This is a genomic window from Methanobacterium sp. (assembly GCA_016222945.1).
In the GTDB taxonomy this organism is placed as follows: Archaea; Methanobacteriota; Methanobacteria; order Methanobacteriales; family Methanobacteriaceae; genus Methanobacterium_D.
Window position 1 is genome coordinate 733,254 of record JACRPY010000002.1, and the last position, 17,164, is coordinate 750,417.

The following is a 17,164-nucleotide window of genomic DNA, read 5'->3' on the forward strand; positions in this document are numbered from 1 at the left end:
ACTAGAAGTGTTGGTTGCTTGAGGGGAAGGTGGCTCCAGTACGAGAGGAACGAGCCGTCGGCGCCACTGGTCTACCGGTTGTCTGACAAGGCACTGCCGGGCAGCTACGCGCTAGATGATAAAGGCTGAAAGCATCTAAGCCTGAGGTATCCCCCGAAAATAAGCAACTTAGGACATGGGTAGAAGACCCGATTGATGGGGTAGGAGTGTAAGCTTCGAGGCTTCGGCCGAGTTGTTCAGCTCGCTATTTCCAACGTCCGTTTGTATGATTTCAATTCTAGTTAGGTGTATTCAGTTAGGGTGAAAAGTGCATGGAAATTAATATTCATTAGATTATCTGATCATTGGCACGGCGACCATAGCGGAGGGGCTACACCTGGACTCGTTTCGATCCCAGAAGTAAAGTCCTCCAGCGATTTGAGCTGTACTATAGTGTTTTCTATGGGAACCTCAAGACGTCGCCGGCCTTTCTACTTATATTATTTATTTTAAATTATATTATAAAATTAGATTTTTGTAATAATTTCACTAAAGTGAGTGTTATAGTGATCTTAATTAACATCTTTCAAATTAAATAACAAAAAAGTTATCTTCATATATTTACAATATAATTATTGTCATATCATTATTTGACTGATGCCTACGGTCCTTCTATGAGGTTGGCTTAGCCTTCTGTGATTAGGAGAAACCCAGCATTGGACAGACTGCCTGCTTCGAGGGTTGCTCGGGGAGGAAAGGGTTATCTACCAGTGAACCAGTGAGTTAGTATGCAGGCAAAATCACTTTTACTATTAAAAAAGGTTATTTGTTATCCATTAATTTTTCAAAATCAGTGAATTGTTCACTAATCCAGTGATATATTGTTCTTTGAGCCGTAATTTCTTTTAAATTCTCTAATCTTTGAGTTCTTTCATTTTTACTCATTTCTATGGCCTGATGATACGCCTCAGCAGTTTGGCTAACATCATAAGGGTTTACAGCCAGAACATGTTCTTTAAGTTCTTCAAAACACCCTGCTTTTTCCGATAAAATTACGGTTCCTTGGCTTTCATTGACTGCGGAAGATTCTTTAGGAACGATATTCATACCATCAGCGATGGGATTTACAATTATACAGTCATAGTTTTTAAAAGCAGCCACTACAAGATTATAATCTGCTTTGAATATCCATTCTATGGGTTTCCAATCATCCGTAGCGTATTTAACATTAATATTTTCTATTATGTCAATAACATCGTAGTAATAATTATGGTACTCTCTAATCTGTTGCCGGGTGGGTTTTCCAGTGGTCAGGAATTTAACTTTTCCGTGATACTGAGGATATTTATGCAAAAAGAGTTCGTAAGCTTCGAATCCCCTAATAATATTTTTACTCAAATCTATCCGGTCGGTACGGTAGAAAAGAAAGTATTCACCCTTTATTTCTTTTATCAATTTTTCTTTTTCTAATACTTTTGGTGAATTTGCAAGTCCTTTAATTCCTTCATGATCTACTGAAATTGGATAGCTCTTTACATGAGTAGCTTGTCCATTGTGCCAGATTATTCCATTATCATAATCCACTTCATCTGTATACTCTTCACAGGTTTGAATGAAGTTAGTTACATATCGAGGAAGATGGAACCCAAGGATGTTAGTGGATAGAAGCCCTTCAATAATTGCTTTTCTCATATATTCAGGTATGATGCTGAAATATTCTGATTGGGGCCATGGTATATGGATAAATTGGCTAAGGAATATGTCTTTCATTTTTTTCCGGATATAGGTAGGACATAAATATAGGTGATAGTCTTGTAGCATTATCAATGGTTCTTTTTCATTTTTTTTACTTTCTGCCACAACCTTTTCAGCGAATTTCTTATTCATATGCACGTAACCGTGTTTCCATGATTGATGGGTTTTATCATCGATAGTTGGAGTATAAGGACTGTTCCACATATAGTGTTGGATGAACCAGAGAAGTGGGTTGCTTATTACACTGTAATAGCATTCATATCGGTCAGAGTCAACCACAACAAAGGGCACCCAAAACTTTGGATCTTCATTTGGAATGGGTACTTTATTATCAGGGAATCGCTTAGCTATTTCCACATCTCCAGGAGTCATAACACTGGCTATCCATATGCCATTCAAATTTTCCATTAATGGTAGTAATGTAGATACAAGACCTCCAGCTCCTCTTTTCATCTCTATTTTGCTATTGTATTTATGGAACTCAACTGGACCTCGGTTGGAAGCTACAATTAAATTTTTATCATTTAAAAACTCTAAAATTTTATTTTGTTGTGGATAACTCATATTATTGCACCTCTAAAAAAAATTCAGGATTTTTATACTAATTTCAAAGGAATTGTAATTACTAAACATTTTCAATCATTTTTTTTACAGATTCTGTTAATTCTTGTAATTTTTGGGCAGATTTAGATTCAATATAGACTCTTATCAGCGGTTCGAAGCGGGAAGGTCTAATTAATATGAAAGAATCTTCTAAACCGACTCTAATACCATCTATGGTGTTAATATTATTTCCGGATTCAAATTTAGTCATGAAAGTTTCTATAACTTCATCTTTTTTCTCATGTTCACATTCTATAGTGAAACCAGTTCTGTTATATTCTTCTATTCCTCCTGCCAGGGTAGATAAAGTGGTATCTTCCTTGGCCAGTATTTCAAGCATTTTCATAACTGCAAAAATAGCATCGAAGCATGTCTGGAATTCAGGGAAAACATACATACCAGGTTCATCTCCTCCGAAAATTGCATTATTAGCATCTATTTCATTCAAAACAGTATCTATAGATGTTTTTATAAGATCTCCACCTTTATCTGACACTATTTCATCCAAAGACTGTGATGCAACTATGGATGAGACTATGGTGCGCCCAGGTTCCTTATTAAGTGCATATTTGGCAAAAATGCTCAATATGGTCTGATCTCGGATAATATTTCCATGCTGGTCAATGAAAACTGCCCTATCACGGTCATTATCCAATACAATACCGATATCAGCACCTAATGCGGTTGTAAGCTCAGATATTAATGATATTCTTTTAGGGCTGGGTTCAGGAAAATCAATATCGCATTCACTATCTTTGCATCGTATAAGAACAGTCTCACAATCAAGTTCATCTAATATTTGGGGGACCAAAGGTATGTTAACACCTTCTTCACAGTCTAAAACCACTAAAAATGCTTTATTTTTTATAATTTCATTATTTATGTGTTTAAGAACGCCTTTTATATAAGGTTCTTGATATTCATGAACATATTTTAATTGACCTATCTGGTTCCAAGGTACTTTTTCAGCATGTCTATGCTCTAAAGGAATTTCATGTTCACTTAATATTTTAATATCAATATCTTCTGGTCTCAGATGGGATTTACTTATTGTAATCATGACACTGGCGTCGTAAAGGCCCATCCCGTAATGTATAACTGGTATTGGCGCAATCCCTAAGTCAATAACATTTACGCCAGATGACATTAAGCCAGTGGTTAAAGATCTTTTGATCATCTGAGAAGGAACATTTAAGTCTCTGCCTACCATAACATTCTTTCCAATACCAACATGATTACCTACTATGGTTCCTAAATGTGATGCAAATTTGTTGGTAATCTCTACGTTTACTACTCCTCTAATGTTTTGGATGTATTTAGACATTTAACTCCTCTAATTTATTAAAAATTGATTTAAGTTACAAAAGGATAATCAGAGTCTACAATGGAGTCAGGTAAAATTACTGCACTGTTGTATATTGTTCTTTTAGATCTTACTCTACTGAATGATCCTAATTGCACGGAACTTCCAAGTATTGCACCTCTTTCAATAAAACTTCCTTTTTCAACACAACATCCTGAATCTACAATGCATTCTTTCAAGCACGAACTAGCTTTTATTGTACTGTCTGGAAAAATAACAGAACCTTTAATTGTTGAACTTTTTTCTAAATATGTATTTTCGCCTATGACTGTATTTTTTCCCAGAGTACATCCTCGTTCTATAACAGAACTATCTCCTATGGCTACAGGTCCGATTATTCTAACTTTTTCATCAATTTCAACATTTTTACCGATCCATATGTCTCCTAATCTTCCAACACCTTCTTTTAGTTTTTTCCCTGAAGGTTCATACCCGGTTTTTTTGTTAAGGACATCATAATTTGCTTGAAGATAAGTTTTAGGTCTTCCCACATCATTCCAATAACTTTTTAGCACGTATCCATATATTCTGGCGTGTTCTTCGATTAATTGAGGAAATACGTCCTGAGAAAAGTCGACTTCGCTTTTTTTAGTATCTATGTAGTCGAATATTTCTGGTTCTAATATATAAGTGCCTGTGTTGGCGATTTTACTAAAAACTTCTTGGGGAGATGGTTTTTCTAAAAATTTAATAATCTGATTATTATCATCAAGAACTGCGATTCCAAAATGGCTGGGGTTATCAACAGGAGTTAGTAGCATAGTGGCAAGGGCTTTATTTTTCTTATGAAAATGTAAGAGTTCATTTAAATCCATGTCAACTAACACATCTCCGCTTAAAACAAAAAAAGTATCATCAATATATTTTCCTGCATTCTTAACGCCCCCTGCAGTTCCCAAGGGCTGTTTTTCTACAGAATAATTTATGTTTAATTCAGGGTAATCTTTTTCAAGCAAGCTTTTAATTTGATTTTTTAAATAACTTAAAGTTACTACTATGTCATTATATCCGCTGATTTTGAGTTTTTCAATTATGTACTCGATCATGGGACGGTTAGCGATAGGAATAAGGGGTTTTGGTCTTGATAATGTTAAAGGACGTATACGATTTCCTTTTCCACCCGCCATTATGATGGCTTTTATCATATTGTATTATAATATAAAGTTTACATTAAATAAAGTTTTTCCTAAAAAATAAATATCTGCCCTTTATTTGTTTATTTAAGTTTTAATTGTTCTTTAATTAGCCTAATAACCATCTAAAGAATTTAAGAACTTCATTTACATTGTACACAAAAAATGATGAACTGTTTTTAACGTAGTTTGGTATTTCTGAGGATAACACAAGTATACTGGTTCCTTGTATTTTACCTTCTTTTTCCAATTCTTTAAGTTTTTTAAAAGCATCAAAATCAGTGATATCATCACCTAAATAAATAACTTTTCTTAAGTTATGGTCTTCAATGATTCTATGAATAATGGTGCCCTTGTCATAACTTGAAGGTGGTTTTAGCTCCACTAGTTTACGACCTTCTGAAATTTGAAGATTTTTTGATTCAGGAGATTTTTTTATAGCATTTATTATTTCTTCACGCACATGCTCTGGTTCATTACACTGTCTAAAATGTATGGAATAGCAAATTTCTTTATCTTCAAATAATATACAGGGAATATTGTACAACTCTTCATTTATTTTTTGAGCGCTCTTTTTGATTTGCGGGAGGTATTTTTTAACTTCATCTGCCACTTGGTACTCTTCATTGAATATATATTCTAAACCATGGTTTCCAACATATAAGATATCTTCAATTCCAACCATTTTTTTAGCGTTATTTGCAGAGCGGCCGCTGATAACTGCCAGCAAACCAAACTTTTCTTTGAGTTTTATAAGTTTTCTGCGCATGGGTTCAGTAACAACTGCTTCTTCAGGAGTAGGGGCGATGGCACTGATAGTACCATCTATATCTGTTATAATTGCCGTGTTATTATCATTTTTGAATTTATTCATGTCTTCTAAATTATCAAAAAGATATTTAACCATGTCAAATCACGTTTAATCATTAAATTATGGATTTAATTTGTTTATTTTTTCAAAATATTTTTATATTTTTCTTTTTTTAAATTTTGAGTCATTAATCTAAAACTTTAGAAATATTCTTTAATGTTATGAATTAAGTTATAGGGATCCTCAGCTATTACTGTACTTCCATAAAGTTCCATACCGCCAATATCTGCAGTGGGTTTAAGAATAGTTCCTCTATCAACAATTTTTATTAAATAGGGAAAGTAAGAGTTATTGTTTAAAGGAGGGCAATATATGGCCATGTTATAACTATGTACTCCTAAGGCATCAATGAAATATCTAAGAATATTAAAAATAACTTTTTTTGCATTTTTACTGGTGAAAGGTGATTCTAATGGGTTAATTATAATTTCTTTTTCTTTAGTAGGAGTAATAGGAGCATATAGTTTTACATCACCTATTTCATGGACAAGACCTAGAGAATCATGAATTTTGTATATATCCTGGAAATAATCTGTGTTGTTCTTGTTTTGATATGTTTCATGGGTTTTTTTCATAGATTCTGTTTTAGCGTAAGAAATGTCTTTACTCATAAGTATTTGGGCGTGGCCGTGTATCTGGGATGCACCTGCTTTGTAGAGGCAATTCCAAACAAAAAAAGGAAATTTATACTCTTCATTTTCTAAAAACACTTTTTCAAACCATTTAAAACCAGTATTAATATAATCACTTAGCTCTTCTAAATTAAATTCAAGAGGATTATGGTTATTAAAAACCACTAAACTGCTCCATACATCATATTTAGCAATATTAGCTGCAGTTACAGAATGTTCTCCTATAACTCTGCCGAAAACATCTTCTGGTGTGTATTTTTCCGCGTTACAAAAATCGCAGTTTGCTTTAGAATCAATAATTAATTTATTAATTTGATCTTTTTGGGTTTTAATATCTAATTTGTCCATACCTGGCCGTTGAGTACGTATATGATTGAAAAGAGCCCCTTCACCGCTCCACTTATTAAAGATTTTCACTATTTTCTGGTTTTCAATTCTATTTACTACTTGATCTATGGTTTCAATAAATTCTCCAGACTCATTTTTTTGGCCAAAATATCCTAAAATCTTATTTTTCATTCCATCAGGAATTTTCATAGTCCCAGTTTCAAAATAAACTTTATAAACTCTCTTAAAAAGCTTATATGATTGAGAGTCATGTTCCTTTAAATATTTTATGCGATCTCCCAGTTCTATTATGGAAGCCATAAATATTCACCTCTAATTAATATTTAGTTTCGGAATATTTATATTGACCGAATTGAATTATTTGACTTTAACTCAGTGAATAATCTGATTCAGTTAATTTAATTTGATGATCAAATGAAAAAATATAAGAGAAAAAGAAGACTAATTTTTAAGAGATCAATATAATAAATAATATATTCAAATAAGGAGCATTATGTCGATAATGTCTATTATTGAAGGATTTTTCCTAAATTATGGCTTGTTAGGAGTTTTCTTGGGTTCTATTACTGAACAGGTAATTGCACCTATTCCATCAAGCATCGTTGTTTTGGGTTCAAGTTTCATAGTTATGAAAGGAACCTCTTTAGCTTTAGGAAGTTTAAGCACATTATTTTTTATAGTTTCGATTCCTGCAGCTGCAGGAGTAACAATAGGGTCATTAGTATATTATTTTATTTCTTATAAAGTGGGAATGCCCTTTGTAGAGCGTGCAGGGAAATATTTAGGAGTTTCTGTTGAAGATATTCAGAATGTAGAAAAAAGAGTTAAAGAAAGTCGTTATGATCATTTTTTCCTTTTTGGAGCTCGTTGTTTGCCAATAATTCCAAGTATTGCCGTAAACCTTTTTTGCGGTTTAATAAAATATCCTCTTAGAAATTATTTAGTTATAACATTTTTTGGAGCATTGATACAGGCAACTATTCTTGGAATTGTCGGATGGCAGGTTGGGAATTTTTACATAAGCTTGGCAGATAATATATCCTTTTTAAATGATATAATAGCAATATTAATCGTTTTAATTGTTGTATTGTATGTTATTAAGAAGAGAAGAGAAAAAGGGAGTAAAAAAGAGGAATGATTGTTTATTAGTATGCATTTTACCGGTTTTTAGATTTACTAAGTATTAGCGCGTGTTAGTCCTTCCTGATTTATAGCTTCATCTAACTCTTTTTTCATTTCGGGTTTAAATCCAGGTAGATTAATAACCCAGTCCATCCATCCATATCTATAGTTAGTATAACTATAGGAACCTGCAGTTCTGGTGCCATTTGCAATTGCTGGAATGTTATAATGTCCTGCTATTGTTTTTTCTGGCCAGTATACTACCCAAACTGAAGTATTACTTGGAACCATAATGACACTATATGTATTTGTGCCACTGTAAACAAGCCCAGTAGATTTTTCGTTGTTTAAAATATAGAATATGGTGATGTTTTCATTTCTGGGAAAGTATTTCTGTGAAAAATATTTGATCCCAGTAAAATCATCTAAAGCACTTACAAAAAGTACATGATTTCCTTTTATGGGGATAGCCTCATTTTCAGGCGCATTTAATGCTTGTTCTGTTAATTTTGCTCCAGTAGCTGGACTCATGTGACTATTGCTACTTGAAGGAAAATCATTTATTAACGGTGAAGTTTCATTAATTATTTCTAAAGCTGAAATATCTGAATCTGAGGAAAATCATTGCACCCGCTTATTGATAAGATTATAATAAGTACAAATATTGTTCCAAAATGCCCAATAAACTCAATTTTTTTCAATTAAACACCTTTATATGGTTTTTATATTTGACTTAATTTGTGAATATATAAATATTTGTACATTTAATGAAATATTATCCTTTTTAAAAATAGAAAAGATATTAATAAAGTGGGCTAATACTTTCAATATAAATTATTATGTTTCAACAGTAATTGATGGGTAATTATGGCTATTTACAGTCTTTCCTACAAAAATTTACGTAGAAATTGGTGGAGAAACACTTCTACAGTTTTAAGAATAGCATTTGGAGTAATTGTACTTTTAATACTGATTAGTTCTGGCATTGGGATCACTACCGTCCTTGGTCAAACCACAGGGTCTAGTGGAAATGAAACTTCCAATTTGACAGATAGTGGAAATATGGGATTTAATAATTTCATAAATTCACTAAATGATTATGTAAATTCACTATTAGGTTCAAATACTTCTAATTCACAATTAATAAAGGGAGTAAGGTCTATTTTAGGAAGTATTATCTCTTTTTTAGATATAATAGCAAGTATTGTGTTTTTAGTGGGGATTTTTGGAATTACATATGCTATGGATCTTAATTTACTTGAAAGAAGAAGAGAAATAGGTTTATTAAAGTCTTTGGGTTTTACAGAGCTCCAGATAATGTTCAGCCTTCTTTTGGAGGCAGGTTTATTAGGTTTTATCGGAGCTATGATTGGCACAGTACTTGTGGTCATTGGAATAACTATTTTATCCAGTGTGATTAACATAGCACTTTTTTCTATTGTTATGCCAGTTTGGTTGCCTTTTTGGGCGATATTTATAACTACTATATTAAGTGCTTTGATTGCAGCATTTTCCATATGGTATTATGTTAAAAAGGATCCTGTGGAGGCTTTAAGAATATGAATGCTCCTATTTTGGAATTTCAGGATGTATGGAAAACATTTGGAAATGATAAAACAAAATTAGATGCATTGAAGGAGATTGATCTTGAAATTGAAGAGAACTCGGTAAATCTTATTTTAGGCCCATCAGGCTCGGGTAAAAGTACTTTATTAAATCTTATAAGCTTAATGGATACTCCAACAAAAGGAAAAATATTTATAAAAGGAAAAAACACTTTAAACATGTCTAAATCTGAAAGGAGCAAATTCAGAAGGGATGAGATAGGGATTATTTACCAGCGAGATAATCTTTTCCCATATTTAAACATTCTTGAAAATGTTATGGTTCCAATGATAGTCAAAGACAAGGAAAAAGCAATTAAACTACTCAAAATTGCAGGTTTAACTAAGATAACTGAATTTCCAGATGAAATTCATATAGTGGAACAACAACAAACTGCTCTTGTGAGGGCTGCAATTAATAATCCTTCTATTTTAATAGCGGATGAACCTACTGGGGAATTAAATTTAGAGGCTGCAGATAAACTTATGAACTTAATAAAATCTGTTGGAAATAAGTCTACAGTTCTAATTGCTTCAAATAATCAGGATTTAGATAAATACTGTGATAATATATTCTATATTAAAGAGGGGATGATATTGGAAAATAAATAAGATTAAAAAAGGATTTGGGGAGTATTTACTTTATCAATTCTCCAACTTCGTCAGCTACTTTCCAGTGGCTACCTCTCTTTTCGTTTCTACGAATTAACAATACTCCAAGTGCTGCACCAACAATACCTCCAGCAGTATCTGTGAATAGATCATTCATTGTATCATCTAAAGGATCTTGAGTTGGAGAGCCTTGCATTTGGGTGTTACCTGTAATTTGTCCTAAAGGACCTTTTGATAAATATGTATCATAGGTGTATTCTCCCATTTCAAGCATACCTCCAAATCCAATAGTTACTATTACAATAAGCACTGCCATGGTGGTATATGATGCTTTCAATTTACCATAGAAATACATTGTGTAAACAACCATCATTCCTATTAAAGCAATGTATAGAGGGAGCATGAAATGCATGAAATTGTCGTAATGAGGAAGTTTGACATATAAGCCAAGGGCATCTCCACCAACCAATTCGAAAAGCACCATTGCTAAAAGCAAAAGCTCAATTTCCACAGGGAGTGCATGTATTCTACCTTTAGTAAAAAATGCTGGAGCATTAATTATGGCTAATGCTATTAAAATCAATATTCCAAAAATCCTTTCAGCACCATTAGCTCCACCAAAAATAGTAATGTAAATACCAGCAATCAAAAGAAAAATCCTTAATACTCTGAGCAAATTTCTTTGTAATGGGCTCATTTTTTCCTTATCTGGGTTTAGATAGCTCATTTTTATCACCAAAATCTTTAAATTAATTTATGATTTATTTAAATATCTAATAACAGATTTAGAGTAATTATTATAAATAATTTACTGAAAAGTTACATTTCAAGCTTACAAAGTGAATAATAATGGATAAATTAAGAAACCATTTATTTATCAAGAAAAATCTATTTATTAAAAATCAGTTTTAAAATTTCTCAAGCATCTGTCCATAAATTTCCTTTAATTTCCCATCAGACTTCTCATAAATCATTCTTAGAATCAACTCAGGGGTACTTTTTGCCAGATAATTCATTTTAGGAGTTCTATCAACTAAGAGGTTATAATCGTCATCCAGGCCTTTAGCTTCAATTCCATCCACTCTAACCTGGGTGAATTTCATTAGTTCCCGTGCCATGTGGGTTACAATAACTGCATAGGAATCAGAATCTTTTAGGAGGTCTATAAAGCTTGCTATTATTTTTACTGCAGCTTCAAGTTCAGTTATGGCTTCTAATTCATCTAATAAAACTAATTTATGAGTATCTGTAGTTACTACTGGCATGAATGTGTTAAGGAATGATTCAAACGCTCCAGCATCAAGTGATCTCTTCTTTGAGAAGAAATATACTTCATCTACTAACTTTACAGTTGCTTCACTAGCACAAACAGGAAGCCCCATCTGTGTCATTACTGAAATTTGGGCTAAAGTTTCAAGCAATGTTGTTTTACCTCCACTATTTGCCCCAGTCAGAAGAGCAACATTTTCAGGTGTTTTAAGGGAATAATCAATTTTTTGAATATTAAAATTATTTTCTAATGCTAAATTAAGGTGAATTCCTTCCTTGAAATTGAATTCATCTCCTATTTGTGGCGGATTTAGGTCATAGTAATATGCAAAGCATCCTAATGCAAATTCATAATCAAATTCTAATATTTCATGAATTTCAGATTCAGTCATTTCTTTAAGGCTTGAAAGTCGGGAGGCAGCAATTACCTTTTTATCAAATGCCTTTAAGTGTTGTTTTGAAATTTCCTGCCTTTTTACCCTTTCAAATTCATGATAATCTATTTCTATGGGATATTTTGGTATAAATGGGTCAAATACGCAGCCTGTTTTGTCTTTGATTTCATTTATAGCTTCTTTTATTACTCCATCAAATATTTTCTGTATTTTAGCAGGCATTCCTTCATTCATCAATGCTAAAACTTCATCGCCTTTAAGATCAACCTTTTTAATGCTTTCTTTAAGCTTTAAATCAGCATGGGTTTTGGCATCTTCAACAGCATCATTAAACATGCTTTCATCAACTTTAGCTGATTCCAGAGAGTCAAGAATTTCAAGTACTTCAGGAATTACTGATTCACGTCCTAATATGTCTTTAATTTTTAAAATATTCCCTAAAAGATCGTAGTTTGTGTAGAAGTATGATAAAACTGTTTCTGGAACTATTTCGTATTCTGTAGAATCGCTTGTTACCATAGCAACATTATAGGTATCATCAATCTCGATTTGCCCTGTAGAATAAATATAAACTACAAATTCATAATCTTCAAGACTTTCAAGCTCTTCAGTTGTCATGATGGTACAATACTTGTTTAAATCCATATCCAATAATTGGTTGTAATCTTCTCTCGATTCAACGAGTAATGCCCTTGTTGGATCGTATTTGGGCTTGTTTTCCCATGATGGATTTACTTTTTTAAGCAGATTTTTAATTTCATCTATAGGGAGGTTGGATATGGCCTTTTTTGAATTCATTACAAAATCTAAATTTTCCTGAATCTTCGAGACATCTTTTGTGGGGCTGATTAGAAGAATACGGTTTTTTCCATATTTTGTATGAGCATAACTAAGAATTCTAGCAATTACATCATTATAAATTTGAATAGTTCGCCCTGTTTTTAAAAATTCTTCTTTAGGATTGCCTAAAGCAGCATTTATTATTTCTATGGCTTTAGATTGACTTACACCTTCAATTCTTGAAAGTTTATCCACTTCAAAGTTTCCAATCGCTGATTCTAATGCTTCGTGGCTTCCAAAACTGTCAACAATCTTTTTAGCCAGCTTTTCACCTATACCTCTAATTTTTGTTAAATCCAAGTTATATCACCAATAAAAATTCTAATCACTTAATTTCAGATTTTAATTATATAAAAAGCATTTATTAAGATTATTTATCTTAATTTAAATCATATTAATCTTTTATTATACATATTGATTTGTTCAATCATTGCAAAATCATTTTAGGAATTTTTCATATAATAGTATATCCTATATTTAAATATAGTTTCTTAGACAGTAAAAATATTTTCAAAGAAAGATAATATAATTAAACTAACTTCGAACGATTATTTTTCCAAGAAACTGTTAACAAGATATAATTTAAAGGAACAAAATCATGGAATCTTATATATTTTACATATTAATACTTATAATCACTGGTGCAGGGATAGGATTTTTATCAGGGCTTTTAGGAGTTGGCGGAGGTTTTATAATGGTTCCAATCCAATTCTGGCTCCTTACATCAATGGGTGTTGATCCTACAGTTGCAATCAGAATTTCTTTAGGCACAAGTCTTGCAGTCATACTTCCAACAGCCATAAGTGGAGCATATGGTCATTACAGAAAGAATGCAGTTTTAATTAAACCTACAGCATTTTTAGCGGTAACTGGTATGATGGGAGGTATTTTGGGAGGGATTATAGCTACAAATATTTCTGGTGATGTTTTACAGATTATTTTCGGTTTAGCAGCATTAATAGTGGCTTTCAAGATGCTTGTAATGAAATATCCAGAGATTAATGAAAAACCAATTGACAAAACTATTTACTACATTTTCGGAGGCCTTTTTGTTGGAATAATGTCAGGTCTTCTTGGAGTGGGTGGCGGATTTATTGTAGTTCCATTTATGGTTATTTTAATGAGATACGATATACACAAAGCTATTGGGACCTCAACAGCAGTAATCGTGTTTACCTCCATTGGAGGAATAATATCTTATATATTTAATGGGTGGGGTATGCAAGGGTTGCCTCAATATTCTTTAGGGTATGTTAATTTACTTCAGTTGGTGCTTTTAGCAGGTGCAAGTATTCCTATGGCCCAGATTGGTGTAAAAACAGCTCATAAACTTTCTTCACGAAAATTGAATTATATATTTGTAGGTTTAATGATTTTAATAGGTTTAAAAATGATTGGAGTTATTTAACAAAAAATGTTTATTAATGTAATGGTTATAATTAAACTCAGTGATAGATTTATAGCTAAATAAAGACTTTAAATTGGTTGAAATAAAATATGGATAATAGCTGGGGGAATAAATATAACAAAAAATGTTGTTCTCGTCGTTGAGGATGAGAGAGTTGTGGCGATGGATATTGTTTCTCGTTTAGAAAATATGGGTTATGAAGTACCAAAACCTGCTTCAACTGGTAAAGATGCTATTAAATTAGCATTAGAGGTTAAACCGGACATAATACTCATGGATATTGTTATTAAGGGATCTATTGATGGTATTGAAGCTGCAAAACGGATAAATAATCTTTTTGATATTCCTATAATATTTGTTACGGCTTATTCTGATGATGAAATCATTCAAAGAGCCAAAAAAACAGTTCCCTATGGGTATATTATAAAACCTTTTGAAGATAGGGATTTATACAGTATGATCGAAGTTTCAATATATAAGCATGAAAAAGATAGAAAATCAAAGAAAAATAAGGAAAAAGAGTCTGAAGCTCAAAGTTCATGAAACAATCGTTTTTTTATATAGAAACAATATTATATAGAAACGAGGATTATAAAATAAATTTATTCTTTTCTACTCCTCTAATGAAATTTCCTGTTGTAATTCCGCCTAAAGAAATCTTTTTAACTTCATTTTTTAAATTTTTTAAATGCCCTTTTTTATTTTTAGCATAATTTTCTATTTCAATGGCCTGCTTATAAATAAAACATATTTTGTTTGTATATTCTGCTGTACGCCCTCGTGAATCAATTATAACAGTATCAATACCCATATTATTGATTTGAGGCATATAATCAATTAAAGATAGTTCTACGGAATTTAGGATATATGTGTTACATTTTGTGTCAAATCTTAAGGGGAATAAATGATTTTTACTATCTAAAAGTCCCCAGAACATTTTTGTGAATGTATCAATGTCATTTTCTTCAATAGAAATTATATGATCTTTAGAAACTATAGATTCAAGGTTTCCTTGCACTAAAAGTTCAAGTTTGCCTTTAATTTTTCCTTCACGCACATTAAATAGCAATACTTTAATTTCATCTCTTGAAAGCTCAGGAGAAATGGTAAAACTTTTAAATATACAATTTAATTCCATTATCGACTGGTGATTCCATATATTTAGCCCGGAAGATCCATATAACTTTATTTTGGGATTCAATTTTAAAATAAATTGGGCAGCCCCAATTCCATCAACCATAACTCCTTTAATTCCATCAGCAAATGATTGAGTTAATATTGGTTTAATTTCATTTAAAAAATAATCTGAAGTGATTTTAGGTAATTTTAAACATATTTTAGTGTTATTGTCTTTACAGATAGAAATAGCTTCCATAATTCTGCTATAAAATTCCTCAACATCGATTTTAGAGTTATTTTTACAATTTAAAGGAAAATTTATGGTGAATGGATCAAAATAAACCATGTCCACCCATTTTACGGCACTATTTAAAGTATCTAAACTGTCTACATAAACTGCTAAATCAACAGGCTTTTTATTTTCACTAATATTTTCAATAGATTTATTCAAAAGCTTATTAAGGTTATTTAGATTTTTATAAGCTTTTTCTATTTTATTTTCATTTGGAAGATAGGTTGAAATTATTTTTTTCTCTATTTTATCAAATAATTCTCTTCGAAGTTGGTTAATCTTGCTAATTGGTGTAAAAAAACATCCAGTATATTTTATTTGGATATTATTAATATGAAAAGGTGTTCCTCCTGTTTTAAGAAACTGATTTTCGATTGTTTCAGCGTTTAATGGTTTATTAATTGCTTTTTCCATTTTAAAATCAGCAGACATTTCTAATTGTACAGCACTCTTCGGACCATTAAATTTACTTTTAAGTGTTATTGATCCATCTTTTTCTACAGATACATATAAATCAATAAAAATGGCGTTTTTTAACTTATCTGGAGGATAATTAATTATTTTTTGGGTTTTCTCTCCAAATGATTTACTTTTGGTTAAATAAACAGAATTTCCTGGCTTTAAATTATGTTGAACTTTTAATTTCATCTTATTTTTTTTAATATATGGGATTTCATGTATTCCCATACCATATTCTCTTTCATTCTTGTTAGATGGTATAAATGCGATACCATCGCCTTTTTGAGGAATTAAATCTCCCATAAGTTCTATAAGGACTTCCTTACTTTTCATGTTATAACTGGAGACGGTTCCAATGTAAATGCCACGATTTCCAGGACGATTACGTCCCATTACTTTATTTTTATTATCTTCTAATAGATATCCGCCAGTAAAATCCCTATTAAAAGCTAATTTAAGGTGATTTATGTCTTTTTTATTTGCTTTCCATTTTCCTTTTGCAATTGAATCCAGAGCTTTGCGGTATATGCTTACAACAATTGCAACATATTCTGGTGATCTCATCCGTCCTTCAATTTTAATAGAATTAATAGATGATTTAAAAATAAGCTCTAAATTTTCGTAGATAGATAAATCACGTGTTGATAAAAGGTATTTCTCATTTATTTTTGTTTTATTCAGTTTAACTGGTCTTCCATATTTATCTTCCGCGCTATAGGCTAATTCGTAGGTTTTCCTGCATGGTTGGGCACACATTCCTCTATTTCCGCTCCGACCACCAATTAATGACGATAAAAGACATTGGCCAGAGTAAGAGTAACAAAGAGCGCCATGGGCAAAAATTTCAATCTCAATTTCACATGATTTAAGATTTTCACTGATTTTTTTTATTTGAGATAATTCCATTTCCCTTGCAAGTACCACACGTTTAAATCCAAATTCTGATGCCCATTTAACACCTTCAAGATTATGTATTGTCATTTGTGTTGATGCATGAAGATTTAAATCAGGAACCAGTTCTTTTGCTAATTTTGCAACACCAACATCTTGAACTAAAATTGCATCAATGCCTATTTTGTAGAGAAAAATGAGATATTCGGCTAATTTTTTAAGTTCATAATCGTTAACCAGTGTATTAACAGTTACATGGATTTTAACTCCTCTTAAATGAGCATAACAGGTAGCTTCTTTTAATTCTTCATTACTAAAATTAGATGCATAATGACGTGCTCCAAATTGCTTCCCTGCAATATAAACAGCATCTGCACCAGCATTTACAGCTGCTTTTAGTGCATCCATAGAGCCGGCTGGTGCTAATAGTTCAGGTATCTTTATTTCCATTATAATTCTCCAATTAAAC

The 17,164-nt window shown here is 31.9% G+C and carries 14 protein-coding genes and 2 rRNA genes (1 of these 16 running past the window's edge); 7 read left to right on the plus strand and 9 right to left on the minus strand.

Annotated features, from left to right (window positions below; translation table 11 throughout):
- Together HZC47_03965 and rrf are read left to right on the plus strand one after the other, a co-directional pair.
- Positions 1–164 (plus strand): 23S ribosomal RNA (locus tag HZC47_03965) (it extends 2,605 nt beyond the left edge of the window).
- 184 nt (positions 165–348) lie between these two features.
- Positions 349–467 (plus strand): 5S ribosomal RNA (gene rrf, locus HZC47_03970).
- A gap of 334 nt (positions 468–801) precedes the next feature.
- Here the strand turns inward: rrf and HZC47_03975 are convergent.
- The 5 genes from HZC47_03975 to HZC47_03995 form a co-directional block, all read right to left on the minus strand.
- The gene (locus HZC47_03975) at positions 802–2,298 is read right to left on the minus strand and encodes a trehalose-6-phosphate synthase (protein ID MBI5680034.1); all 1,497 of its coding nucleotides are present in this window, start codon (positions 2,296–2,298) and stop codon (positions 802–804) included.
- 61 nt (positions 2,299–2,359) lie between these two features.
- The gene (locus tag HZC47_03980) at positions 2,360–3,661 is read right to left on the minus strand and encodes a phosphomannomutase (protein ID MBI5680035.1); all 1,302 of its coding nucleotides are present in this window, start codon (positions 3,659–3,661) and stop codon (positions 2,360–2,362) included.
- Positions 3,662–3,690: 29 nt separating this feature from the next.
- Positions 3,691–4,845: an NDP-sugar synthase gene (locus tag HZC47_03985; protein MBI5680036.1), complete on the minus strand. Its 1,155-nt coding sequence runs from the start codon at positions 4,843–4,845 to the stop codon at positions 3,691–3,693.
- Between the two features lie 97 nt (positions 4,846–4,942).
- Positions 4,943–5,740, minus strand: coding sequence for a trehalose-phosphatase (gene otsB, locus HZC47_03990; protein MBI5680037.1), 798 nt, complete (start codon positions 5,738–5,740; stop codon positions 4,943–4,945).
- 104 nt (positions 5,741–5,844) lie between these two features.
- On the minus strand, positions 5,845–6,984 hold the full coding sequence (locus tag HZC47_03995) for a hypothetical protein (GenBank protein MBI5680038.1): 1,140 nt from the start codon (positions 6,982–6,984) through the stop codon (positions 5,845–5,847).
- Positions 6,985–7,177: 193 nt separating this feature from the next.
- On the opposite strand from HZC47_03995, the gene HZC47_04000 reads away from it, so the two are divergent.
- The gene (locus HZC47_04000) at positions 7,178–7,822 is read left to right on the plus strand and encodes a VTT domain-containing protein (protein ID MBI5680039.1); all 645 of its coding nucleotides are present in this window, start codon (positions 7,178–7,180) and stop codon (positions 7,820–7,822) included.
- A 38-nt stretch (positions 7,823–7,860) separates the two neighbouring features.
- Here the strand turns inward: HZC47_04000 and HZC47_04005 are convergent, their stop codons facing one another.
- Positions 7,861–8,337 (minus strand): hypothetical protein, encoded by a 477-nt coding sequence (locus tag HZC47_04005; GenBank protein ID MBI5680040.1) that lies wholly within the window; start codon positions 8,335–8,337, stop codon positions 7,861–7,863.
- A 336-nt stretch (positions 8,338–8,673) separates the two neighbouring features.
- Between HZC47_04005 and HZC47_04010 the strand changes: the two genes are divergently transcribed.
- Positions 8,674–9,369, plus strand: a complete 696-nt coding sequence (locus HZC47_04010; protein MBI5680041.1) for an FtsX-like permease family protein — start codon at positions 8,674–8,676, stop codon at positions 9,367–9,369.
- Entirely contained in the window at positions 9,366–10,022 is a 657-nt protein-coding gene (locus HZC47_04015; protein MBI5680042.1) for an ABC transporter ATP-binding protein, read from the plus strand. The genes HZC47_04010 and HZC47_04015 overlap by 4 nt, the downstream gene beginning before the upstream one ends.
- Positions 10,023–10,047: 25 nt before the next feature.
- Here HZC47_04015 and HZC47_04020 read toward each other — a convergent pair whose 3' ends face one another.
- Positions 10,048–10,749 carry a hypothetical protein gene (locus tag HZC47_04020; GenBank protein ID MBI5680043.1) on the minus strand — a complete coding sequence of 234 codons (702 nt, stop codon included), beginning with the start codon at positions 10,747–10,749 and terminating at the stop codon, positions 10,048–10,050.
- A 181-nt stretch (positions 10,750–10,930) separates the two neighbouring features.
- On the minus strand, positions 10,931–12,826 hold the full coding sequence (locus HZC47_04025) for an endonuclease MutS2 (GenBank protein ID MBI5680044.1): 1,896 nt from the start codon (positions 12,824–12,826) through the stop codon (positions 10,931–10,933).
- Between the two features lie 298 nt (positions 12,827–13,124).
- On the opposite strand from HZC47_04025, the gene HZC47_04030 reads away from it, so the two are divergent.
- Both HZC47_04030 and HZC47_04035 read left to right on the plus strand, forming a co-directional pair.
- The gene (locus tag HZC47_04030) at positions 13,125–13,934 is read left to right on the plus strand and encodes a sulfite exporter TauE/SafE family protein (protein MBI5680045.1); all 810 of its coding nucleotides are present in this window, start codon (positions 13,125–13,127) and stop codon (positions 13,932–13,934) included.
- 114 nt (positions 13,935–14,048) lie between these two features.
- Entirely contained in the window at positions 14,049–14,477 is a 429-nt protein-coding gene (locus tag HZC47_04035; GenBank protein ID MBI5680046.1) for a response regulator, read from the plus strand.
- 46 nt (positions 14,478–14,523) lie between these two features.
- Here HZC47_04035 and HZC47_04040 read toward each other — a convergent pair whose 3' ends face one another.
- On the minus strand, positions 14,524–17,145 hold the full coding sequence (locus HZC47_04040; GenBank protein ID MBI5680047.1) for a U32 family peptidase: 2,622 nt from the start codon (positions 17,143–17,145) through the stop codon (positions 14,524–14,526).
- Between the last annotated feature and the right edge of the window lie 19 nt (positions 17,146–17,164).